Source organism: Pseudobacteroides cellulosolvens ATCC 35603 = DSM 2933 (assembly GCF_001262605.1).
Lineage (GTDB): Bacteria > Bacillota > Clostridia > Acetivibrionales > DSM-2933 > Pseudobacteroides > Pseudobacteroides cellulosolvens.
The window spans coordinates 2,465,189-2,489,852 of the sequence record NZ_LGTC01000001.1; the positions used below are offsets into that span (position 1 = coordinate 2,465,189).

A 24,664-nucleotide genomic window follows, 5' to 3' on the forward strand; every position below is an offset into this window, starting at 1 on the left:
TTAATTCCTCCCTCATATTTTATTCCATATAAAAATATATTCTCCATAAGGCATATAAAAATCTGTTAACTTTTATATATTAAATTTATTAATCTTTAAATGCACTTGATCTTTTGTCATTATACATTCTTACAGCATAATTTAATATCTCATTTGCCACTTTTTCCTTAGTCATAATAGGCAACTTAATTATTTCGCCACTGTTTAAAATTATTGATACAATATTCGTATCATGATTAAACCCTGCACCTTCCATTGTCACATCATTTGCAACAATCATATCCATGTTCTTTTTTGAAAGTTTGGACTTTGCATTATCATATATGTCATTCGTTTCTGCAGCAAATCCTACCAGTACTCTATCACCCTTTTTCCCACCTATACTATAGGCAATATCAGGGTTCTTTACCAAAGTTAGAGTTAATTCATTCGAGGATTTCTTTATTTTTGAGTTTGAAACAAAAGAACATTTATAATCTGCAACAGCTGCTGCCATAATTATAATATCAGCTGACTCATAGAGCTCATTTACCTTTTGAAACATATCATCAGCTGTTGTTGCCTCAAAAACATTTACATTCTCAGGTCTTTCAATATTAACAGGGCCTGTTACTAAAGAAACACAAGCACCGCGTTTCTTTGCAACCTTTGCAATAGCATAACCCATTTTACCTGAAGAATGGTTTGTTATGTACCTTACAGGATCAATAGCCTCCCTAGTTGGCCCTGCTGTGACAAGTATCTTTATATTTCCCATGTCACCTTTATTTATCGTCAGGTCAACTGCCATATCAACTATTTCTTCAGGTTCCGGCATTCTTCCTTTAGCATTAATGCCGCATGCAAGCATACCTGTGGCTGGTTCCATAAACATATAACCTAATCTCTTTAACTTTTCAATATTGTCTTTTACTAGAACATTTTCATACATATTTACATTCATAGCTGGCACTATAAGTACCTTCGCCTTTGTAGCCATAACAGTTGTAGTCAGCATATCGTCAGCAATGCCGTTTGCAATCTTTCCTATTATGTTGGCAGTAGCAGGTGCTACAATGAGCAAGTCTGCTTTTTGTGCAAGTGATATATGCTTTATATCATAATTAACCGGTTCCTGGAACATATCTGTTATAACAGGATTGCGGGAAATAGACCTGAATGTGAGAGGTGCAACAAATTTTTGAGCACTTTCCGTCATGATAACATTTACTTCTGCATCAAGCTTTTTCAACCTGCTGACAATTTCAACAGATTTATATGCTGCAATACCTCCGCATACGCCAAGAACAATATTTATCCCGTTAAGCATAAAATTTCCTCCTACACATACATCAAAAGACGATAAAACTTATTCCCTGAACATCAAAAAAATAAGACTTGAATTGAGTAACAACTACACAACACCTCAACCCATACATCTTATTTCTATGAAATCAACTATTTTACATTTGATGGACATACTTCGAACACGTTGACACTATTGATTTTAATCAACAAACCAAGTTAGTATCGGCTAAGAAATACAATCCGACTCCCGTCGTCCAAACCCCCATTAAATCGTCGGAGTTTTGTCATTGAGAATAGGTCGTTATTTCTAAGGCATTACTTAATACCGCTTTTTGTTCTTACGTATGTAATCTTATTTTCATTAATCTCATTAATTGCAATTGTTACAGGCTTTTCCGAGTTGCATTTGGTAAGCTTGTTAGAACCGTCAGCAATCTGCCTTGCTCTTTTTGCGGTTGCAACAACAAGTGTATATCTACTGTCGACTTTTTCCATAAGCGAACTTATTGGCGGATATATCATAATATAATCTACCTCCTATAAACTTGAATACAAGTTGTAAATAATATTTAAAATATTATCTCCATATTCTTTATCGTAATTTTCCAATTTTTTATTAATCTTTTTCTTCTTCTATAATATCATCTACACTATCTGTTTCTTTTACATTCAACCTATGTGCTACTGTTTCCGGTTGAACAGCTGATAATATAATATGATCGCTATCTGTAATTATTACTGCTCTTGTTCTCCTACCATATGTGGCATCAATTAGCATTCCTCTATCTCTGGCTTCCTGTATAATTCTTTTAATTGGTGCTGATTCAGGACTTACAATAGCTACTAGTCTATTTGCTGACACAATATTGCCAAATCCTATATTGATTAACTTCATATTTAGCCTCCTACGACTTATTCAATGTTTTGAATCTGTTCACGTATTTTTTCAAGTTCGCTTTTTAAATCAATAACATTCTTGGTAATACTTAAATCATTAGCCTTTGAACCTATAGTATTTATTTCCCTGTTCATTTCCTGAACAAGAAAATCAAGCTTTCTTCCTACAGGTATACCTAAATCCAAAGTTTCCCGCATCTGCTTTATATGGCTTGCCAGCCTTTGTATTTCTTCATCAATACTGCATCTATCTGCAAAAATCGCAACCTCAGTTGCAATACGATTCTCATCTATAGTTTGCTGCTCTGTAAGTTCTTTTATCCTTGACTCCAATTTTTGTTTATATTCTTTAGTTATCTCAGGTGCTCTTAGCTTTATATCATTCAATACGTTTTCAATGAGCATCAATTTTTCCAGTAAATCATTTTTAAGGCTTTCACCTTCTATTTGCCTCATTTTTATCAGTTCATTCAGTGCATTTGCCAACGAAACCTTAAGTATATTCCAAATAGCCTCACTGTCCTGCTCAACCTTTTCAATCTTCAGCACATCAGGAAATTTGGCAATAAGTGAAGCCGAAATATCATCCTTTAAATCATATTTGTCCTTGAGCAATTCTACTGCATTTAAATATGCTTTTGCCAATGGCTCATCTATAATAACGGTCTTGGAATCATCATTATGGTTTTCTAGAGATATAAATACATCTATCTTGCCTCTCGAAACCACTTTTGAAATTTCTGACCTTATCTTATCCTCCAAGCATGAAATCTGTCTTGGCATCTTTATAAATATATCACTATACCTGTGGTTTACTGTTTTAATTTCAGCCAAGATCAGTTTTCCTTCATCCTGAAATTCGCCTCTACCAAAACCTGTCATACTCTTTATCATATGTATTTCATCCTTTTTTAAAGTCTATTATGTATTATAACATAGATTGCAATATTTTAAAGATTTTTTTGAATTCTCATATATTTTTTCTCATTTTCTCGCTTTTACTCTGTTTTTCAAGTAATTAATGAATGAAGCTATACTTTAGTCATAACTATATTAAAAGTGTTAATGATAATCACTTTTAATATAAACATTTTTAATAGTTATACACGTATATTATTAGTTATCCTAGGTCTCCCAATTCGTACATAATTATCGAAAGTACTGATAAACCGGCAGTTTCAGTTCTTAATATTCTGGGACCTAATGTGACCGGTACAAAACCGTTCTCAACTGCCAAATCCACCTCACTGTTAGAAAATCCACCCTCAGGGCCAATCATTACAGATATTGTTTTTGCATCATTGCCTTTTATGACTGATTTAAGCTTGTTTCCTGACTCCTTTTCATATGGAATCAAACTCAAATCTGCTCTTTTTAATTTAGCAACAGCTTCATAAAAAGTAACAGGATTCTCCACGGTTGGCATTATACCCCTGTTGCATTGTTTGGATGCTTCCTGGGCTATTCTTTGCCACCGTGTAATCTTATTCTTTGAATCCTTTTCGCTATTTATTTTAACAACAGTCCTTTCTGTAAGAACAGGAACTATTCTTTTTACTCCCATCTCAACAGACTTCTGAATAATCATATCCATTTTATCAGACTTAGGAATCCCTTGAAACAATGTTATGTCTATATCGGACTCGTTGTTGTTCTTATACTTCCCGACAATACGTGTAACAACATAACTTGATTCATAGCTGTCGATAACAACATCGTAGTCAGTACAATTTCCATCGCTTATAACGAGAGAGTCTCCCTGCCTAAGCCTAAGAACATTCTTAATATGATTAAAGTCTTCTCCTGATATAGTTATATTTTCATTTTGAATTTCTTCATCTTTTACAAAGAATCTTGGCATTTAAATGCAATCGCCACCCATTCACCCATTTCTAGTATTTCCTCTACCTTAAACCCTTTGGAAGTATAAGCATCAAGCACATCTTGCTTTCTCTCCTTAATTATCCCGGAAGTAAGAAAATACCCTTCTTTATTTACATAATAAGGCATTGAATCGGATATGTCAACAATAACACTTGCTATGATATTAGCGATCACAACATCATACTTGAATGGTTTCACATCCTTTAAAATGCCCTTTAATATATTAATCCCGCTGCTTGCATTATTTAACCTGCAATTCTCACGTGCTACTTTTACAGCAACCTCATCAATATCTACAGCAGTAATATCCTTTGCTCCAAGCTTATGTGCTATTATTGCAAGTATTCCTGTACCACAACCCAAGTCTAAGGTGCTGTCACCCTCTTTTAGATATTTCTCTAAAAGCTGTGAACACATCATGGTAGTTTCATGGGTACCTGTTCCAAAGGCCATTCCCGGATCAAGTTCTATAACAATATCATTACCTGATGCATCATAGTTTTCCCATGAAGGCTTTATAACTACCCTTTCAGCTATTTTAACCGGCTTGTAGTATTTCTTCCATGAGGTTGCCCAATCCTCATCATCAACTTCATTATATCCCATATACCCTTTTCCAGTATTAAGAAAATTTCCAATAAAGCTTATCTTTTCATCTATTAATGCAATTAACTCATTAACGTTTTTATCATCAGAAAAATATGCCTTAATTTTAACGTCTTCACCTAAATTGTCAAAAAACTCTTGATCGGCATAATCCAAAGTACCAGGCTTTAAAAGCTCCCTCCTGATGTCATTAGGATCCTCAATGGCAACTCCGCCGGCCCCAATTGAAGTAAGCATCTCAGATATTGCATCATTTGCTTCTTCCGTAGTATTTATAATTATTTCGTACCACTTCATCTTTTCCTCTTTCTTGCTATTTATTCAGCAGTCTCTTTTATACTTTCAAAAAAGCAATTAATTTTTACATAATGCTTTTTATACTACATGCCAAGTGCATCCTTCATTTTATCAAAGAAACTTTTTCTCTGCTCATGGGTTTCTTCGCTTACCTCTGCAAATTCTCTGAGAAGTGCCTTTTGGTTTTCATTGAGCTTCTTGGGAACTTCAATATTAACCCTGACATATTGATCTCCCCTGCCGTTTCCTCTCAAATGCGGCACTCCTTTACCCTTGAGTCTGAAAACCGTTCCAGTCTGTGTAGCCTCAGGAATAGTATACTTTACTTTACCGTCAAGGGTAGGCACCTCCAGCTCGCAGCCTAACGCCGCCTGCACAAAGGTAATTGGCATTTCACAAATAACATCATTTCCTTGTCTGGTAAATAATGCATGTGCTTTGACCCTCACACCTATATACAGATCGCCTCTTGGACCGCCTTTTGAACCTGGCTCTCCCTCTCCCCTTAAAGATATAGTCTGCCCATCGTCTATGCCCTGAGGAATCTTAATTTTCAATTTGGTACTTTTTCTTACCTTACCCTTACCGCTGCATGAATTACACGGATCACTTATGATTTTTCCTTCTCCGCGACATGCATCACAAGCCCTTACATTAACAAACTGGCCAAATGGGGTATTTTGCTTGTATTGTACCTGTCCCGACCCATTACAATGCTTACATGTTGTGGGTGTTGTTCCAGGCTTTGCACCACTTCCGCTACATGTGGGACAGTTTTCCATCCTATTGAGGGAAATCTCTTTTTCAGTTCCAAAAGCTGCCTCTTCAAAGGTAACTTCTATGGAATATTTTAAATCATTACCCTTCTGTGGACCACCCTTGCTCCTTGAAGATCTTCCAAAGCCTGAACCTCCAAAGAAAGTCTCAAAAATGTCACCGATTCCGCCAAAATCAAAGTCACTAAAGCCGCCGCCTCCAAAGCCATTTGGATCGGTTCCGGCATGACCATACTGATCATAACGTCCTCTCTTTTGTGAGTCGCTTAATACCTCATAAGCTTCATTTATCTCTTTGAACTTAGCTTCAGCAGTCTTATCACCAGGGTTTACATCCGGATGATACTTCTTTGCAAGTTTTCTATATGCCTTTTTTATTTCTTCATCGGATGCTCCCTTACCTAATTCGAGGATTTCATAGTAATCTCTCTTATCAGCCATCCTATCAACTCCAATCTATAACCTTATATATTACAATAGCCAAAGCCATTAGTGTGACATGGGGATAACTTTCAAAACCGCTATGCAGCTTTGTATCCTTTAAAATCTGTCGAGATAAAAGTTTCCCGGTGTCTAACCCATGACTTTGGCCTATTTTTAAATTAATTATTATTTATTATCCTCATCAACAACCTTATAATCAGCATCATATACGTTGTCGGAACCTCCCATTTCAGGTCCTCCCTGTGCTCCTGCATTAGGATCAAAACCTGCATCTGCAGCTCCGTTAGCCCCTGCTCCTGTATTCTGATACATTTTTGACGATATTTCATAGAAAGCCTGTGTCAGAGATTCAGTTGCATTTTTAATATTTTCTGTATCAGTACCTTTTAATGCTTCCTTAACTTTATTTATTTCTTCCTGTATTTTTGCTTTATCCTCTGAGCTTAATTTATCACCGAGCTCGCCTAACTGTTTTTCACACTGGAATACCATTGAATCAGCATTATTTCTGACATCAACCTCTTCCTTTTTCTTCTTGTCCTCAGCCGCAAATTTTTCTGCTTCTTTTACAGCTTTATCTATCTCATCATCTGATAAGTTGGTAGAAGCGGTAATAGTAACCTTCTGCTCGTTCCCTGTACCAAGGTCCTTAGCTGAAACGTGAACGATACCGTTAGCATCTATGTCGAATGTAACTTCGATCTGAGGTATGCCTCTTGGTGCCGGTGGAATTCCAGTAAGCTGGAATCTTCCAAGGGTCTTGTTGTACTGAGCCATTTCCCTTTCACCCTGTAATACATGGATCTCAACACTAGTCTGACCATCTGCAGCAGTTGAAAACACCTGGCTCTTTTTAGCAGGTATAGTAGTATTTCTTTCAATAAGCTTTGTACAAACTCCGCCTAATGTTTCGATACCGAGTGATAATGGTGTAACATCAAGAAGCAATAGATCTTTAACTTCTCCGGTAAGTACTCCAGCCTGAATTGATGCTCCTACAGCAACACATTCATCAGGATTGATTCCTTTAAAAGCCTCCTTACCAAGATATTTCTTAACAGCTTCCTGAACAGCAGGAATTCTTGAGGATCCACCTACCAGAAGAATTTTATCTATCTTATCTACACTAAGTCCAGCATCCTTCATCGCTTGTCTTGTAGGCTCCATTGTCTTTTCAACCAAGTCCGCAGTTATCTCATCGAATTTAGCCCTTGTAAGTGTAACATCAAGGTGCTTAGGTCCTGTTGCATCTGCAGTTATAAAAGGAAGATTTATGTTTGTAGTTGTAACACCGGAAAGCTCAATTTTTGCTTTTTCTGCTGCTTCCTTCAATCTTTGTAGAGCCATCTTGTCATTTCTTAAGTCTATACCGTTTTCTCTCTTAAAGCTGTCTGCCAGGTAGTCCATAACCCTCTGGTCAAAGTCATCTCCACCAAGTCTATTGTTACCATGTGTTGCAAGAACCTCGAAAACTCCGTCACCAATTTCAAGAATGGATACATCGAAGGTTCCTCCACCCAAGTCAAATACCAGTATTTTCTGGTCATGTTCCTTATCAAGACCATATGCTAAAGCAGCAGCAGTTGGCTCGTTGATAATTCTTAATACCTCAAGACCTGCTATTTTACCTGCATCCTTTGTTGCCTGCCTCTGTGAGTCACTGAAATACGCAGGAACAGTAATAACAGCCTGTGTTATTTTTTCTCCAAGGAATGCCTCAGCATCAGCTTTAAGCTTTTGCAGTATCATTGCAGATATTTCCTGGGGAGTATATTGGTTATCGTCAACTTTTACCTTTCTGTCTGTTCCCATATCCCTTTTGATTGATATTACAGTTCTATCAGGATTTGTTATGGCTTGTCGTTTTGCAACCTGGCCAACCAACCTTTCGCCTGTTTTTGAAAATGCTACAACAGACGGAGTAGTCCTGCTTCCCTCTGGATTAGGTATTACAACAGGTTCTCCACCTTCCATAACCGATACACATGAATTTGTTGTTCCCAAATCTATTCCTATTACTTTTGCCATATTCTCTATCCTCCTCTTAATAATCAGTTGGCTACTTTAACCATACTATGACGTATTACTTTATCTTTTAAAACATACCCTTTCTGGAATTCCTCAACAACTGTATTAGAATCATACGAGTCGTCTTCAATATGCATAACAGCATTATGTAGTTGAGGATCAAAAGTTTCCCCTACAGATTTAATTTCCTCAACGCCAAGATTCTTCAATGCATCCTTAAGCTGTCTGTATACAAGCTCCATGCCTTCTTTAAAAGAAGAATCGGTAGTTGAATCATTTTCAGCTGCTTTTATAGCCCTTTCAAAATTATCAACAACAGGAAGCATTGACAGTACAGTCTCACTTACAGCATCGTTATAAAGTGCGTCTTTTTCTTTTACTGTCCTCTTTTTGTAGTTATCAAATTCGGCAGCAGTACGCTGAAGCATACTAAAATATTCCTCGCACTGTTTGCTTTTCTGATCCAACATTGTTTTCATTTCTTCAATTGCAGAAACATTATCGCCACCATTTCCTGATGTTTCCTGTTCCTTTACATCAGAAGCAGTACCACCATTTTCAACTGATGGGTCTTTGGGCTCGTTTTGATTATTTTTCTTATCACTATCGCCTGAAAATATACCCATATCTTCTTAGTCCACCCTCCCCGTTTATTCATTAGTTCAAAAAAATCACTTGCGACTTTGTCAACCTTAATTGTTGCCGTTAGGAATTATGATATACCATACACCATAATTCCCAGGCATGAACAAAAATAAATGCTGTTACATGCCTTATTAACTATCATCTATATCACCTATATATTTTAATATTTCTTCATTCAACTTTCTTTTAAGAAAATTCATCGAAGAAATAACCTTTGCATATTCCATTCTTGTAGGACCAATAACACCTATGGTTCCAAGCACAATATTACCAATGCTGTATGTTGCAGTAATAAGGCTGCAATCCTTAATCTGTTGTATATCATTCTCTGTTCCTATATGAACACCTATACTTTCCGTGCCATTTTTATCGTTTAGAATCTTGTATATTTTTTCTTTCTCATCCAGAACATTCAAGAACTCCTTTGCCTTTACAATATCCATAAACTCCGGAAAGTTAAGTATGTTGGTAGTACCCTCCAAATACACATCGGAATAATCTATATTGTTTATAGAATCCACTATACCGTCAATTATCGGTATCAGTATTTCTTTCGTAATACCTAACTCTTTTTCTATATCCAGCAAAATATTATTGCCTATCTGATCTATTGTAAGCCCATTCAGCTTAATGTTTAGTACATTTGACAGCATAATTAACAAATCTGCAGTAACATTATCCTGAATCTTAATAAAGCTGTTTCTTACCACATTTGCACTAGTAACCACTATTACAAGTGCTCTTCCGGGCTGAATCGGCACAACCTGTACGGCCTTAAGAATGCTTTTTTTCAACTGCGGTGCAATTGCAATCGATGTATATTTGGTGATCTTGGACATTATCATCGATGCTTGCCTTATAAGTTGATTCATTTCATTTATCCGTACTTCAAGTGCCTGTTTTATACAATCAGCTTCCTCAGTGGAAATAACCCTTTCTTTCATCAGCTCATTGACATAAAGTCTATAGCCTTTGTCAGAGGGTACTCTACCTGCAGATGTATGCGGCTGTCCTAAAAACCCCATTTCCTCAAGATCAGCCATTTCATTCCTAATAGTGGCAGAACTTAAGCCAAGCTCATGTTTCCTTGCGATTGTTCTTGAACCAATAGGTTCTGCTGTGTCAATGTAGTCATCAATAATAGCCTGAAGAATCCTTCGTTTTCTATCATCCAAGTACATGTTCCAGCTCCCCTTTGTTAGCACTCTACTTAATTGAGTGCTAATTATAATTTAAATATATCCCCATGACAGTTATTTGTCAAGTATTTTATGCTAAAATCCCAACAATTACAAATAATATCTTTATCGGCAATACTTTGAAGGCAATGAACATTATTAATCGATAAATTCCATAAAAACCTGATTGGCATAATCCAAACCTGTTTCTGTAAGCATTAGCCTTTTATCTTTATACTCAACTAATCCCCTTGCGATCAATTTGTTAAACTGCTCACCAAATCTATCCATAATTTCAATTCCGTATCTTTCTTTGAAGTCCAATATGGAAATGCCTTGAGTAAGCCTCATTCCAAGAATGACAAACTCAGACATGCTTTCAGCTTCATCTATAAAAGCTTCTCCTTCTACATATTTACCCTCATTTTTTATATAGTTTTCAACATAATCTTCTATGCTATATACATTATTATATCTTTTTTTGTTGAAGTATGAATGTGCCCTGCCCCAAAACCTAAATAGTTTTCCGCATTCCAATATATAAGGTTGTGCTTGCACTCAAAACCTTCCTTTGAGAAATTGGATATTTCATACATATTATATCCATATTGTGACAGCTTCCTTTTAGCAATATAATACATTTCTCTATCCAATTGGTCATCTATTTCCTTTATATCTCCATTGTTATACTTTTCCCAAAACACAGTATTTTCTTCTATTTTAAGGCTATAGCTTGATATATGCTCCGGCCCTTGGCTTATTATATTATTTAGCGTCTCATTCCAATCATCCAGTGTTTGATCTGGAAGAGAAAAAATCACATCCACATTTATGTTATCAAATCCTATTTCTCTTGCAAGTTTAAAATTATTGGTAAAATCTTCAACGCAATGAATCCTGCCAATGCTTTTTAAAAGCTTGTTTTGCCAGGCTTGCAGTCCTATACTCAGCCTGTTTATTCCAATATATTTATATGCTTTAAGTTTAATTTCTGACAATGTACCGGGATTCGATTCAATGCTTACTTCTGCATCGCTTCTTAAATTATAATGCTTGCGGCAAAGCTCCAATACATCTTCAATGTACCGTGAATCAACACTTGAAGGAGTCCCGCCGCCGATAAAAACCGTCTTTACTTCATATTGCCCTGCTCTTTCACTGTTTAATATGATCTCTTTTTTTAATGCATCAAAATAAGCTTCCACCAAACTGCTCTTATTTGAAGAGGAATTAAAGTCACAATAGTAGCACTTTGATATACAAAAAGGAATATGAATATAAATCCCAATACTTTTTTTCATATTAACTCCCAAAAACTATACTTAAGTGTCCAGTTTCAAAACTGTCATAAATGCTTCCTGCGGAACCTCTACACTTCCAACCTGTCTCATTCTTTTCTTACCCTCTTTTTGCTTCTCAAGGAGCTTCTTCTTTCTTGTTATGTCCCCGCCGTAGCATTTTGAAAGAACGTCTTTTCTATAGGCTTTTACTGTCTCCCTTGCTATTATTTTACCGCCGATGCAAGCCTGTATGGGAATTTCAAATTGCTGCCTGGGTATTGACTCTTTAAGCTTTTCGGCTATTCTTCTTCCCCTCGCATATGCCTTTTCAGTATGGACAATAAATGAAAGAGCATCAACAATATCCCCATTTAACATTATGTCCAGCTTTACAAGAGTTGAAGGATTGTATCCTATAAGCTCATAATCCAATGAAGCATAACCTCTTGACCTAGATTTTAGAGCATCAAAAAAGTCATATATTATTTCATTGAGGGGCATTTCATATAAAAGCATTACTCTTCCCTCATCAATATATTTCATATCCTTATATACACCGCGTCTTTCCTGGCTGAGATCCATTATGCTGCCCACATAATCCGTCGGTAGCATGATAGAACATTTAACCATGGGCTCCTCCATTGAACTGATCTCTGCAGGCGGCGGCAAGTTTGACGGGTTGTCAATAAATACGGTCGTCCCATCAGTTCTGTTAACCTTGTATATAACACTCGGAGCCGTTGTAACCAGGTCTAAATCGTATTCCCTTTCAAGACGCTCCTGAATTATCTCCATATGCAAAAGCCCTAAAAATCCGCATCTAAAACCAAACCCAAGGGCTATAGATGACTCCGGTTCGAAGCTTAATGAAGCATCGTTAAGCTGCAGCTTTTCAAGTGCATCCCTCAAATCTCCATACTTTGAACCGTCTGCGGGGTATATACCGCAGAAAACCATTGAATTTACCTTTTTATAACCGGGCAAAGGCTCTTTTGTAGGGTTATCCGACAGAGTTACAGTATCACCAACCCTGGTGTCCCGGACATTCTTTATACTGGCAGCAATATACCCTACCTCTCCTGCCAAAAGCTCACCGCAAGAAGCAAGAGATCCCGGTCTGAAATATCCGACTTCAGTAACCACAAACTCTTTTCCGGTATACATCATCTTGATCTGGTCCCCGACCTTCACGCTGCCTTCCTTTATTCTTACATATACAATAACACCTTTATAGCTGTCATAGTAGGAATCGAATATAAGTGCCTTCAAAGGAGCAGTTTCATCGTTGTCAGGACAAGGTACACCTTTTACAACACTCTCCAAAACATCTTCAATATTCAATCCGTTTTTGGCTGAAACCATTGGTGCCTCACTTGCATCAAGCCCAATTATATCCTCAATTTCCTTTTTGACTACATCAGGCTGGGCACTTGGCAAGTCAATTTTATTTATTACCGGAAGAATTTCCAGGTTATGTTCCAAAGCCAGATAAACATTTGCAAGGGTTTGTGCCTCAATCCCCTGTGCAGCATCTACAACCAGTATTGCTCCTTCACATGCAGCCAAACTCCTTGAAACCTCGTAATTAAAATCTACATGCCCTGGAGTGTCTATCAGGTTGAATATATATTCCTCTCCATCACTGGACTTATATACCATTCTTACGGCCTGAGCCTTTATAGTAATACCACGTTCCCTTTCGATATCCATATTATCTAGGACCTGATCTTCCATTTCCCTTAGGGTTAAAACCCCGGTCTTTTCCAACATCCTGTCTGCAAGGGTTGATTTCCCATGATCAATATGTGCTATTATACAAAAATTTCTTATCTTCTTTTGTCTTTCGCTTGCCATCAATAAAATCCTCCAAAGGTTTCATTAATATGTGTTTCATTAATATATATTAAATATTATTATTTCATGTACATTACTAGATTTTCATCCAAATGCATAGCGATTAGTCATTTACATTTGATTGTATCCAGCTTTCTATTATAACATAACTTAAACAAGGTGAATAGATAAAATGTGATTTAGTTTAGCCCTCAGTTTTAAATTGGTAAAAGTTTATTGCAAATCCTTTAGCAAAACGTTATAATATTATTGAAAATTCAATGATGTTTTCTTACACAGATGTAACTTCCTAATCGACTAAGACGTCGATATCAGTAACTTTTATGGATACCACATATTAATCACTTTAATTGGATTGTGGTGATTTCATATCTTAAGAAGGAAGACAATGATTGTTATTCCTCCTTTATGCCGGGTAGACCTGTATCCCGTCATATATAATCTTTCAGGTTATCTTAATTTCCAGAAACAATGGGGTTGAAGGAGAAAATTTAATATTAATTATGCTAGAAAGGTGATATTATAATGAATGATCTCAATCTCCAAATTTTAGGTGGCGGTATAAACACCGTCTGGGTTTTATTATGTGCTGCTCTGGTTTTCTTTATGGAAGCGGGTTTTGCAATGTTGGAGGCAGGTTTTATAAGAGCTAAGAATTCCCTCAACATTATTATGAAGGTTTTTATTGATTGCTGTTCAGGATTGCTGGGTTATTGGGTATTAGGTTTCGCATTGATGTACGGTCTCGATAAATTTGGTATAATCGGAACCACAGGTTTTTTTGCCACCGGTGATATGAGCAATTTACCATTCTTAAGAAACCTGGGGTTGCCTGTTGAAGTGTACTGGATGTTCCAAGCAGCTTTTGCAGTAGCAGTTGCTACAATAGTATCCGGTGCAGTATCTGAAAGAATGAAATTCCTCCCATATATGTTTTTTAGTTTTATCGCAACTGCAGTTATTTATCCAGTGGCAGGTCATATGATCTGGAATCCGGAAGGATTATTCGCAAAGATGGGCATGCTTGATTTTGCCGGTTCGGCTGCAGTTCACTCTGTAGGTGGATGGGCATCCCTTGCAGCGGTTATTGTTCTTGGCCCGCGAATCGGAAAGTATAAAAAGGATGGTTCTATAAACGTTATACCTGGTCACAGCTTGCCATTAGCAGCTTTGGGTGCCTTTATACTCTGGTTCGGCTGGTTCGGTTTCAATCCTGGAAGTGCATTAACAGGACTTGACGGAAGCATCTCCCATATAGTGGTAACTACAAACCTGGCAGCAGCAGCCGGGGGCTTTGTAAGTGCTATATTCACACTTATAAGATATGGCAAGGTTGATGCCAGTATGACTATGAACGGAGCCCTTGCAGGATTGGTTTCAATAACTGCCGGATGTGCTTTTGTAAATCTCCCGAGTGCTGTAATAATAGGAGCTATAGCTGGTGTTCTTGTTGTTGTTGCTGTTGAGTTCTTTGATAAAATTCATGCAGATGACCCTGTTGGTGCCATTGCAGTCCATGGTGTGTGCGGTTCCTTCGGAACTATCGCTGTAGGACTTTTTGCTTCAATAGGAACATCAAAGGGACTTTTCTTCGGCGGCGGCCTAAAGCTTTTAGGTGTTCAAGCTTTAGGACTTCTCACAGTATCGGCTTGGGCATTCTTTTCCACATTCATGGTTTTTAAAGTATTAAAAGCAATTTCAGGTATAAGGGTTAGCAAAGAAGATGAGGTTGAAGGTCTTGATATTAGTGAACATGGGGTAAGGGCCTATGCACAGACAGCAATGGATGACAGTCTGGTTCTTGAAGATCTCGGCAATAACATTACAGCCAGTCAAAAGACTAAATCAGGTATAAAAGCCAGCCAGGCTAATATAGAATATATTACATAGCAATATTTTAGTCATTCCTTAAAAACCTTCCCAACGTAAAAGCTGCTGCAACACTATAAATTTAGTTTTGCAGCAGCTTTCTTTAATGTCTAGAAAATTATGGTGCATACTACACCCTAACTGCTCTAATCGATATAAATTTTTTCGGTATTGTAGTTAAAAAGAGCAGCCCGCCCATCATTTTCAACAAAATTTACAATATTGTTAAGCATACTGTCAATGTGCTTGGCATCATTCGATACACAAGAAACCCCTATAACAGCATTTTTCCATGTATCGTTAAGGTCAACTTCAGCAATTGAGGCATTATATCTTGCTTTAAGTCTTTCAATTATACTCTTAATGATCTGTCTTTTATCCTTGAGAGAAAACGCACCTTCAAGGGACAATTCCATTCTGCATACTCCAACAATCAAAGAATTTCACCTTCCTTTTTAATGCTTAGTCATGATCAAAAAATAACTACCACTATAAATTTCGCTCATGTGTTGACTTAACTCAACAACAACCGCGTAGAAATCGGATGTAATTTTTCATTCATGCCTTATTATACCGATTATAGCATAAATAAATCTTAAGTTGTGGAAATTCCCTATAATTATTGCTATAATATAAAATAAATTAGCACTCCACATTAGAAATGCCTAAAATAGTCTTATAAACAAAATAACTTAAGGTATTACATTAAAATATCAAGGAGATAATTACTATGCCTACGGTATTAGTTATTGATGATGAAACCACAATTTTAGAAAATATAAGATTCAATCTGGAAATGGAAAATTATAATGTAATTACTGCATCTAACGGAGAAGATGGTCTCAACATTTTCAGGGAAAAAATAAATATCATAGATGCAGTTATTACCGATATGAGAATGCCAAAACTTACAGGTATTGATGTACTAAGAGAAGTAAAAAAACTTATGCCTGAAATGGGTGTCCTCATTTTAACAGGTCACGGTGATATAGAAAATGCCATTCAGACGATGAAGGAAGGTGCTTTTGAATATCTGAAAAAGCCCCTTAATGTCGATCAATTATCCATAATAATATCTAAAGCCATAGAAAAAAAGAATTTGCTTTTGGAAAATACCAATATACAAAAGAAGCTTCTGGATCAGAACTCTTATCTTCAAGGCTTACATGATTCAGCTGAAAAAATTCTATTGAATTTGCTTCCAAAAAAGCTGCCTGAGATGGATAATGTAAGATTCTCTGTGGAGTACAAGTCTTCTGAAGCTGTAGGCGGAGACATGTATGATATTTGTGATATTGGAGATTATCTATGCTTTTATGTTTTTGATGTTTCCAATCATGGTATACTGGCAGCAGTAATTGCCGTTATACTGAAAAGTTTTCTCCAAAACATAGAATACAACTACAGGCAAGGTATTAATAAACGTAGGTTCCCAGAAATTGTTGCAGACCTTAATAATGAGGTACTTATCAATACTGCAGAAAATGTTTTTGCTACCCTTTTTCTCGGATTCTTGGATAAAAAAACCAATGTGCTGTATTATGTGTCTGCAGGACATGTCACACAATATTTGTTTAATAACGAAAAAATAGAACCTTTAAACTCAACAGGAACCGTCCTTGGTGCTTTTGAAGATGCAACCTATACCTGCAGCGTTCATCAGTTAAGCCCCGGAGATAAAGTAGTTCTATTTTCTGACGGAATACTGGAAGTTTCCAATGATGATATCATATTTGGTTATAAAAACATTGAAAAAAACCTTATGGAAAACAACTCCAAGCCTATAGATGTTATAACCAAAGAGCTTTTAAAAGCCTCTGCCCAATATGGCAGCAATGACTTCTTTGACGATGTAACAATTGTTGGAATGGAACTTATTAAGTAATTCATTTTTTATATTCAGTATAAAACCATTTAATAAAACATAGTTATATTGCACTATTACATAAAACTTATTTTTATCTGGAGGGTTATATGTCTGCATCAGAATCACTATTGGGCAACTTAAAAACTTCAGCACTTCTTGATAATATTTTAAACAGTTCTACAGAATACGCAATCATAGCCACGGATTTAAACGATATGATAGTATTTTGGAACAAAGGTGCGGAGATAATTTACGGTTACAATGAAACTGAAATGGTAGGAAAACAAACACCTCAAATTCTTCATGTAAATAGTTCGCCTACCAATGACATTCTTTTACATAGTGACAGCAACTACAGTTCAAGAGTTAATGATTACGAAATGAAAGCGATAAGAAAGGATGGTACCATACTCCCTGTCTCAGTAACAGTCACTCCCAGATTTAAAAGCAATAATGATATGTGTGGTTATTTAATCATTGTCAGAGATATAACAAACCTTAAAGTGGAAGAAAAATACAGGAATATTCTTATTGAAGTTGCACACCTCGTTAATTCCCCTATAAGTATAAACGAAATGTGTAATGGTATTATAAATGCTATCAGCACAATACTTGAAATACCTGTAGTATTTATCTGCCTGCTTGATAAAAGGAACAATAATTTTTATGTAGAACATCAAATAGGTCTTAACAGCGACTATAAGAGGCATTATTGCTCTTATACCTATGATGATAAATTCGTTTATGGTAATGTATTCGATTGTTTTCTGACTTACTCCCAATATACTATAAACTATGGTAAGCTGGCAGGACACGCAATATGTGAGTTTATGCAGGATGAAAACCTGTCCGAATCAGATAGCTCAATAATACACATACCACTACTTGCAGACATAGCTTTAATGGGAATACTGCATATAGTTATACCTTCTTCAAGAAAAAATCTGCTGCTTACCGAAACTCAAGTACTAAGTATAATAGCCAATGAAATATCAGCCGGTATTCAGCGCAAAAGGCTCGAAGAAGAGATAAAGCAATATGCCTATGATCTTGAAAGGCTGGTACAGGAGAGAACCGATCAGCTGAGGGTCAAGGATGCACAGCTTGTTCAGTCAGGAAAACTTGCTACACTTGGGGAAATGGCTACAGGTATAGCCCATGAAATCAACCAGCCGCTTGGAGGTATAAGCTTAATTGTACAGGGATTACAGCGTGCAAAAAACTTAGGCAAGCTAAATGACGAGATCCTCGATGAAAAGCTTAGATCCATAATCGAGCAAATAGATAGAATAAATAAAATAATAACTCATTTAAGAACCTTTGCCAGACAGTCGAAGGAAGCACATCAGCCAATATTGGTCAGTGTTCCGCTGCTTGATGTGTTTAAACTTATCGGTCAGCAGCTGAAAAACAAAAATATAACAATCGAAACCTTTATTTCCGAAGAAGTTCCTATGGTATTTGCAGACCACAACAAGCTTGAGCAGGTGTTCTTAAATATTCTTAGCAATGCTAGAGATGCACTTGATGATTTTGAAAAAATTATAAAACGTCTCAAGGAAAAGGGAACACCGCCGGAATGGGTAAAAAACTGGCAGAAGAAAATTATAATAAGCACTTATGAAAAGGACAAATATGTATATGTAGAAATTGAAGATACCGGAGGAGGAATTCCAAAGGAGCTGATAAACAAAATATTCGATCCCTTTTTTACCACAAAGGAAGTGGGTAAGGGAACGGGCCTTGGCCTTTCAATAACATTTGGTATTATAAAGGAATTTGGAGGTACCATAACTGTAGACTCAGAGGAAATGCTCGGCAGCAGATTTACAATTAAGCTTCCTGTATATGATTCAACATATAATCCTATAAGTGATGTATATGATTATTAAGTTCCAATACAATTTATATACAAAACTTATATTTATAAATTATATACAAATATAAAATTTACCATCTGGATTTTCCTTCAAATGAGTGATATAATGGATATGGAGGGCTTAATAATGCAAATATTAAATTATAATCTCGAGGCATTTATCCCATATGATGAGGATAACATTGAAAAATTTCTTACCATTTGCGAAGATGCTATTGACAATATCACTAATGATGAAAAGCCTAAATTCAAGCTCAAAAGTGCTATTCACGAGCTTTTAGTCAATTCTCTGGAACACGGATATAAAAAAATCCGGGTAAGGTTTCTTTGTCCATAAAGAGGACTGAAGATTCTATTTTATTTGAGTTGTGCGATGAAGGAAATGGTGTTGATGTCGAGACACTGAATCTTAATCGCAGAGTTTCCGATATGAACTCGATGTCATCAAGAGGTTGGGGCCTAACCTTGGTCAACAACTTTTCAACCAATTTAAAGATTGCCCCAAATAATCCCAAAGGCACAAAGATAACCTTAACCATCCCACTGGATTAGTATCAATTATTTATACTATTTCAGTTTGAAATCATTTCTCTAAAGCTGTTTATATCTGTAACAGGGGCCCTGCATGCAAAATTTTCACAAACATATGCTGTGGCTTTATCTTCAATCTGATTATAGTTTTCCAAATAAGGTATTATATCTGTCAATTTATTGTTATCCTTTAAATACAAAACTGAAACAGTAAACGGTCTAAACTGCTCATTAATTACATTTAACATTCTTCGAGCTTCATTATTTGCAGTTTCAGATACAACAACCACTTCTTTAGGATTTGATTTTGCATACATGGCTGCTATCAAAAAGAAAGTATATCCCGAGGGATATTTTTTTATTTCAGCACCAAATGCATTAAGAATTTGTACTGCTCTTTCCTCATATTTATTATCTCCTGTTATCCTGGCAAGCTTAAGGAAGTTGTACGCAGTAACCGAGTTTCCTGAAGGCGTTGCACCGTCATAAATTTCCTTAGGCCTTGTAATGAGCTGCTCACTGTCACTGCCATATACAAAGAATCCTCCATTCTGAGAATCCCAGAAATACTTAACAAGATCTTTACTTAGCTCTATAGCGTTTTTGAGGTAATATTCATCATAGCTGGTCTCATATAGCTCTATAAGGCCCCAAATAAAAAATGAATAGTCATCTACATAAGCATGATATGAAGCCTCTCCATCCCTGTATCTTGCCAGTAACCGCCCATCATTCCTTATAAGGTTTTTCAAAATAAAATCTACAGCCTTTTTTGCAGCATAATCATACTGTTTTTTACCAAGAACTCTGCCGGCAATGGATAAGGCTGCTATCATAAGACCATTCCACGATGTAAGTACCTTATCATCCTTGTATGGGTGAACCCTTCTTTCACGGTGTCTATATAGTCTTTCCCTGGATCTGTCCAAAAACTCCTTATCAATATCATATAAGTCTGTTCTGATTAGATTAGGTATGTTTTTACCTTCAAAATTCCCTTTTTGTGTAATGTCAAAATACCTGCAATATTTCTCTCCATCTTCTTTTCCAAGGACTTCAATGATCTCATCTTCAGACCAAACATAAAATTTACCCTCTTCGCCTTCCGAATCTGCATCTTCCGCAGAATAAAAAGCTCCGCTTGGAGAAGTCATATCCCTTTGAACATATGCCAATATCTCATCTGCAATCTCTCCATACTTTTTATTTCCTGTAGCCTGGTACGCCTCAATATACGCTATAGCTAAAAGTGCATTATCATACAGCATTTTTTCAAAATGGGGTACCAGCCATTTTCTATCAGTTGAATACCGGCTGAATCCAAATCCTACATGGTCATATATTCCGCCCTTATACATGGAAATAAGAGTTTTCTCCACAATGCTTAAGGCTATTGGATCCTTTGTATTGTACCAGTACCTTAGCAAGAAGTACAATGTATGGGGAGTAGGAAATTTGGGAGCACTGCCAAACCCTCCATGTTTTTCATCAAAGGCTTCTTCAAAATGTGTAAAAGCCTCAATGATTGTATCTTCACCGATTCCCTCAGCAAATGTTTCCTGATCAGTATTAAGAAGCCCTACTATTTTATCCCCTGAATCAACAAGTGCTTTTCTATTGTTGTCCCAAGCGTTCTTTACCTTCTCTAAAATAGTTATAAGCCCTGCCATGCCTATACTGTCATGTTTGGGGAAATATGTTCCTGCAAAGAAAGGCTTTTGATCTGGAGTCATTATTACAGTAAGCGGCCATCCTCCATGGTTTGTAAGCATTTGGCATACATTCATGTATATATGATCGATATCCGGCCTTTCTTCTCTATCCACTTTAATGGAAATAAAGCCTGAGTTTAAGATTTTTGCTACCTCTTCGTCTTCAAAACTTTCTCTTTCCATTACGTGGCACCAGTGACATGTTCTTTGAATACAGGTCAGCTATAGCCAATAGACAGGAAGATAGGCTTATCTTCTGACTTGGCTTTCTGAAAAGCTTCATCACTCCAAGGAAACCAGTTTACAGGGTTATGAGCATGTTGTAACAAATATGGGGATTTCTCATGGATTAGTCTATTGGCTTGTTTATTAGTTGACATGTGGGCATCACCTTCCTTTCATAATTTTATAGTTTGTTGGGTTTTTATAGTAAAGTATTATTTTTATTTACCACCAAACTATTATTTGAAAGAAAGTGATTATATATTCAGAATTAATGAGGCATATAGTCCTTGCTCCATACCTACAAAAACCATTTAACCATCAAATATATAGCAACTGTAAAGGTGTATGACTTTGCCATTTCAATCTGCTGATTGGAATAATAAAAGTTTATCTAATACCTAAACTGAGGTTTTGTTCCATTTACTAAAGGAATTCCCCAATAGTCTCTATTGCCATTGTTTTGTTTAGTAATTTTAATTTCATAATCATTGGTAGTAAAATCTGGATGAATAATCACTTCTCCTTTAGCTATTCCAGACAATGTCATACTTATTTGTTCTTTTGAGTAACCTTTAATTCCATTTTTCATCATTTTACTATAAGATGTTGAATATATCTTATTAAAGTTTGGTATTTGCACTTTGGTCTTTACTATATAGGTGTTTTGATCTATCTTAGTTATAACTCTCTCATCTGTTTCTGATATATAAGAGGCTATTATTTCATAAACTCCAGAATCCATTTTATTAACTCCATCTACAATATAAACACCACTTTTTAGTTTAATAAAATAATTGTCTGTAACTCTATTTATTTCACTCTCATTGGGATCTTTTGCTGTACATCCTGTAAACAATCCAAGTATCATTATTATTGTAGCAACTATTATTAAGTTTTTCATAATCTCAATTTCTTCCTTATATTTTTAAGAGATATATAGAATTTTTCACTATATATTTTGACCCAAGTAGTTTAAAAATATTCTATCATCATTTCAAAGGATATACAATTCATATGTATAGTTGATAAAAAGGGTATAAAAGAGTTTCACCCTATACCCACAATATCTCATCAGCTCCCAGTTCCAAACCTACTGAAATGAAATGCAACTGTCAAAAGCTCCTGTATCTGTTCTGGATTGTACCTCTCATCATTTTTATACTGCTCTCTCAACTCTTTCAGCATGATACAAGCCCTTCTATATGTCTTACATATATTGAACTCCTGCTTCATGTTTTCAACAAACCATTGCTGCTTTTTACTTCCTATCATCATGCAGCCCCACCTTCTTCCTGCTCTGTGTCCTCAACATCCCTCAAAAGGCTGTCAATATCTGTACTACCTTCTATGACTTCCAACATTAAAAGCCTATCTGCAAGATTTAAGCAGTAGCCTTTTGTTGTAGAGTCTTGCAAGTCCATACCTTAGCAGCAATGCCTTTGCCATTTCTTGAATGTAGCATTTGTTTCTATATTTAACACTTCTCAGAATACCTTTAAATTTCTGCTCATCACTATTTCTTGACATATTCACTACCTCCATTCAATTCATCACATAGGTTGATTAAATCATCAATTTCTGTCTTATCCCAATAGGCTTCTTCTTCCTCTCTGCCCAATACTTCAACAGTACTTGTCCCAAGCTGTTCTTTGCTAAAATAGTAAATATTGTTAGAGAATTGGGATTTCTTATTCTTATCAGAGTTCTTTTCAATTTTTACAATTAATTTTTCCAGTCTCAGACTTTTCAAACACTCTTGGATTGTCCTTTGGGAGATTACTGTGGATTGCTCTATCTGTTGAAATGTGGGATAACAGGTAAACTCTGTATTATGCATGTGCTTTATCAGGAACAACAAAACTTTTATATCATTCCCTGACAGTCTTTGAAACTGTTCAGAGCCTATAAACTCTGGAGATACATACACCCCATACCCAATTAAATCATTCTGCCTTGGAAGAAGTAGGCAGTTCTGAGACTATCAATAGACCTATGTTGAATGAGGTTAGAGATAGGGTTAAGGCCAAGGAGATTAGATGTCTATTAGTTTATAGATTGGACAGGCTTTCAAGAAAGGTTACTAACACAGAAAGGCTTCTTAAAGAGTTCCAGTTCCATGACTTAATCCTGATTGAAGCCCACAATGGCAGGGTTGTAGATTACTCAGACCATATTGGGAATAAGCTAACTGCTGTAATGAATGACCTATACCTTGAACAGTCCAAGCAGGTATTGAATGCAGGTAAAATAAAGTCTGTATCCTTGTATGGTAACCACTTAGGGGAAGCCCCATTGGGTTATACTTATGACAGGGTTAGCAAGAAATTAGTCCCTAATGAGGATAAACACATTATTGAGGAAATTTATGATTTATATTTACATGATATGAACCTGTTTGATGTAGCTGTTGAAATGAACAAGAGAGGGTACAAGACAAGGGATGGAAATATCTTCACCCATAAAACCATCATGGACACTCTGACCAATGAAAAGTATATTGGTACACAGATTTATGGTAAAAGGAAATGGTTTAAGGATGAAAATGGTAAGAAGGTGTCAAAACCTGCTCCTGAAAGTGAATGGATAATTTACCCTAATGCCCATGAGCCTATCATCATTCCTGAGACTTTCCAGAAGGTTGCTGACAAGTTGAAGGACAACAGGATTGTGGATGTTAACTCCAGAAAGAGAACCTATGGTTTGACTAATGTTATCAAGTGTGGCATTTGTGTTAGGAACATAACATTCTATAAAGATAGCAATAATGGAAAAACCTACATGAAGCCATGTGCCAACATAGACTTTACTACTGGAAAAAGGTGTCCTAATGGTGCTGTTGCATTGAGTATTATTGATGATTTCATACATGACAAACTATTGAATGAGGTCAAACCAGTCATTGCATATTATAATATTGTTCAGGCAAGTGAACTAAAAATGATGGATACAACAACTGCAAAGATTAAAGACCTAAATGATGAAAAAAAGGAAATAAATAAGCAATTGGATAATCTTTTGGATTTACAGCTTGCAAGGGGTGTTGACCAAAGGTTAATTGACCAGGAAAACAAATTGAAGTATAGTCTGCAAAAGGTTGAGGAACAGCTTGCAAGCATAGATGTTGATACAGATAGAAATGGGTTTATGGAAAAACTGGTTGAACTACACAAAGACTTCCTAAATCAGCCTTACAACTGGCAGAGTGAGGATTGTGAAGTAAAGAATATGACCATCAAGAAATACATTGACAAGATTGTGTACACAAGAGAAATTAGTAACCTCAATAAGCCTAAGCTGGAAATCCACTATACAGATGAAGTTAAGCAGGGAATGGAACTTTTTAAACAGGCACAAGAGAACAGCAAGGCATCAACTAAGATTTATACTTTTGGGTAAAAAAGATTA

24 protein-coding genes and 1 pseudogene are annotated in these 24,664 nt (G+C 36.2%); 6 read left to right on the top strand and 19 right to left on the bottom strand.

Annotation, left to right across the window (positions count from 1 at the left end):
* Positions 1–88 precede the first annotated feature (88 nt).
* The 13 genes from coaBC to lepA form a co-directional block, all read right to left on the bottom strand.
* Positions 89–1,309 carry a bifunctional phosphopantothenoylcysteine decarboxylase/phosphopantothenate--cysteine ligase CoaBC gene (gene coaBC, locus Bccel_RS09815; RefSeq protein ID WP_036946974.1) on the bottom strand — a complete coding sequence of 407 codons (1,221 nt, stop codon included), beginning with the start codon at positions 1,307–1,309 and terminating at the stop codon, positions 89–91.
* A 293-nt stretch (positions 1,310–1,602) separates the two neighbouring features.
* The gene (rpoZ, locus tag Bccel_RS09820) at positions 1,603–1,809 is read right to left on the bottom strand and encodes a DNA-directed RNA polymerase subunit omega (protein ID WP_036946977.1); all 207 of its coding nucleotides are present in this window, start codon (positions 1,807–1,809) and stop codon (positions 1,603–1,605) included.
* A gap of 94 nt (positions 1,810–1,903) precedes the next feature.
* Positions 1,904–2,182 (bottom strand): extracellular matrix/biofilm regulator RemA, encoded by a 279-nt coding sequence (remA, locus tag Bccel_RS09825; RefSeq protein ID WP_036946980.1) that lies wholly within the window; start codon positions 2,180–2,182, stop codon positions 1,904–1,906.
* 17 nt (positions 2,183–2,199) lie between these two features.
* Entirely contained in the window at positions 2,200–3,078 is an 879-nt protein-coding gene (locus Bccel_RS09830; RefSeq protein ID WP_036946983.1) for a YicC/YloC family endoribonuclease, read from the bottom strand.
* A 226-nt stretch (positions 3,079–3,304) separates the two neighbouring features.
* A complete protein-coding gene (locus Bccel_RS09835; protein WP_036946986.1) occupies positions 3,305–4,045 on the bottom strand; it encodes a 16S rRNA (uracil(1498)-N(3))-methyltransferase in 741 nt (246 codons plus the stop codon).
* Positions 4,027–4,971: a 50S ribosomal protein L11 methyltransferase gene (gene prmA / locus Bccel_RS09840; RefSeq protein ID WP_036946989.1), complete on the bottom strand. Its 945-nt coding sequence runs from the start codon at positions 4,969–4,971 to the stop codon at positions 4,027–4,029. The genes Bccel_RS09835 and prmA overlap by 19 nt, the downstream gene beginning before the upstream one ends.
* Positions 4,972–5,054: 83 nt before the next feature.
* On the bottom strand, positions 5,055–6,188 hold the full coding sequence (gene dnaJ / locus Bccel_RS09845) for a molecular chaperone DnaJ (RefSeq protein ID WP_036946993.1): 1,134 nt from the start codon (positions 6,186–6,188) through the stop codon (positions 5,055–5,057).
* A gap of 168 nt (positions 6,189–6,356) precedes the next feature.
* Complete coding sequence (gene dnaK / locus Bccel_RS09850) at positions 6,357–8,219, bottom strand: molecular chaperone DnaK (protein WP_036946996.1); 1,863 nt, start codon at positions 8,217–8,219, stop codon at positions 6,357–6,359.
* A gap of 23 nt (positions 8,220–8,242) precedes the next feature.
* Positions 8,243–8,845 (bottom strand): nucleotide exchange factor GrpE, encoded by a 603-nt coding sequence (gene grpE / locus Bccel_RS09855; protein ID WP_036946999.1) that lies wholly within the window; start codon positions 8,843–8,845, stop codon positions 8,243–8,245.
* 150 nt (positions 8,846–8,995) lie between these two features.
* Complete coding sequence (gene hrcA / locus Bccel_RS09860; RefSeq protein ID WP_036947002.1) at positions 8,996–10,045, bottom strand: heat-inducible transcriptional repressor HrcA; 1,050 nt, start codon at positions 10,043–10,045, stop codon at positions 8,996–8,998.
* Positions 10,046–10,201: 156 nt separating this feature from the next.
* A complete protein-coding gene (locus Bccel_RS31410) occupies positions 10,202–10,600 on the bottom strand; it encodes a hypothetical protein (RefSeq protein WP_242857004.1) in 399 nt (132 codons plus the stop codon).
* Positions 10,495–11,343 carry a radical SAM family heme chaperone HemW gene (gene hemW / locus Bccel_RS09865; protein WP_242857005.1) on the bottom strand — a complete coding sequence of 283 codons (849 nt, stop codon included), beginning with the start codon at positions 11,341–11,343 and terminating at the stop codon, positions 10,495–10,497. Before hemW ends, Bccel_RS31410 begins: the two co-directional genes overlap by 106 nt.
* Positions 11,344–11,364: 21 nt before the next feature.
* Entirely contained in the window at positions 11,365–13,176 is a 1,812-nt protein-coding gene (lepA, locus tag Bccel_RS09870) for a translation elongation factor 4 (RefSeq protein WP_036947008.1), read from the bottom strand.
* A 525-nt stretch (positions 13,177–13,701) separates the two neighbouring features.
* Here lepA and Bccel_RS09875 point away from each other — a divergent pair.
* The gene (locus Bccel_RS09875; RefSeq protein ID WP_081927376.1) at positions 13,702–15,066 is read left to right on the top strand and encodes an ammonium transporter; all 1,365 of its coding nucleotides are present in this window, start codon (positions 13,702–13,704) and stop codon (positions 15,064–15,066) included.
* Positions 15,067–15,191: 125 nt separating this feature from the next.
* Here Bccel_RS09875 and Bccel_RS09880 read toward each other — a convergent pair whose 3' ends face one another.
* On the bottom strand, positions 15,192–15,482 hold the full coding sequence (locus tag Bccel_RS09880) for a DUF503 domain-containing protein (protein WP_036947011.1): 291 nt from the start codon (positions 15,480–15,482) through the stop codon (positions 15,192–15,194).
* Positions 15,483–15,775: 293 nt separating this feature from the next.
* Here Bccel_RS09880 and Bccel_RS09885 point away from each other — a divergent pair, with 293 nt between their 5' ends.
* The 4 genes from Bccel_RS09885 to Bccel_RS31420 all read left to right on the top strand — a co-directional run bounded on the left by Bccel_RS09885 (position 15,776) and on the right by Bccel_RS31420 (position 19,343).
* Positions 15,776–16,930 carry a response regulator gene (locus Bccel_RS09885; protein ID WP_036947014.1) on the top strand — a complete coding sequence of 385 codons (1,155 nt, stop codon included), beginning with the start codon at positions 15,776–15,778 and terminating at the stop codon, positions 16,928–16,930.
* Positions 16,931–17,019: 89 nt separating this feature from the next.
* Positions 17,020–18,804, top strand: a complete 1,785-nt coding sequence (locus Bccel_RS09890) for a PAS domain-containing sensor histidine kinase (RefSeq protein ID WP_050753332.1) — start codon at positions 17,020–17,022, stop codon at positions 18,802–18,804.
* Between the two features lie 114 nt (positions 18,805–18,918).
* Positions 18,919–19,128: a hypothetical protein gene (locus tag Bccel_RS31415; protein ID WP_242853240.1), complete on the top strand. Its 210-nt coding sequence runs from the start codon at positions 18,919–18,921 to the stop codon at positions 19,126–19,128.
* The gene (locus Bccel_RS31420; RefSeq protein ID WP_242853241.1) at positions 19,119–19,343 is read left to right on the top strand and encodes an ATP-binding protein; all 225 of its coding nucleotides are present in this window, start codon (positions 19,119–19,121) and stop codon (positions 19,341–19,343) included. The genes Bccel_RS31415 and Bccel_RS31420 overlap by 10 nt, the downstream gene beginning before the upstream one ends.
* Before the next feature lie 20 nt (positions 19,344–19,363).
* Here the strand turns inward: Bccel_RS31420 and Bccel_RS09900 are convergent.
* The 5 genes and pseudogenes from Bccel_RS09900 to Bccel_RS32050 all read right to left on the bottom strand — a co-directional run bounded on the left by Bccel_RS09900 (position 19,364) and on the right by Bccel_RS32050 (position 23,186).
* Positions 19,364–21,414 (bottom strand): annotated as a pseudogene (locus Bccel_RS09900) (thioredoxin domain-containing protein).
* Positions 21,415–21,650: 236 nt separating this feature from the next.
* Positions 21,651–22,160 carry a hypothetical protein gene (locus Bccel_RS09905; protein WP_036947020.1) on the bottom strand — a complete coding sequence of 170 codons (510 nt, stop codon included), beginning with the start codon at positions 22,158–22,160 and terminating at the stop codon, positions 21,651–21,653.
* Between the two features lie 170 nt (positions 22,161–22,330).
* Entirely contained in the window at positions 22,331–22,534 is a 204-nt protein-coding gene (locus tag Bccel_RS09910; RefSeq protein ID WP_036947023.1) for a hypothetical protein, read from the bottom strand.
* 93 nt (positions 22,535–22,627) lie between these two features.
* A complete protein-coding gene (locus tag Bccel_RS30210; protein WP_154673543.1) occupies positions 22,628–22,786 on the bottom strand; it encodes a hypothetical protein in 159 nt (52 codons plus the stop codon).
* Complete coding sequence (locus Bccel_RS32050; protein ID WP_036947026.1) at positions 22,773–23,186, bottom strand: helix-turn-helix domain-containing protein; 414 nt, start codon at positions 23,184–23,186, stop codon at positions 22,773–22,775. Before Bccel_RS32050 ends, Bccel_RS30210 begins: the two co-directional genes overlap by 14 nt.
* Before the next feature lie 26 nt (positions 23,187–23,212).
* Between Bccel_RS32050 and Bccel_RS09920 the strand changes: the two genes are divergently transcribed.
* Positions 23,213–24,655, top strand: a complete 1,443-nt coding sequence (locus Bccel_RS09920; protein ID WP_154673544.1) for a recombinase family protein — start codon at positions 23,213–23,215, stop codon at positions 24,653–24,655.
* The last annotated feature ends 9 nt before the right edge of the window (positions 24,656–24,664 follow it).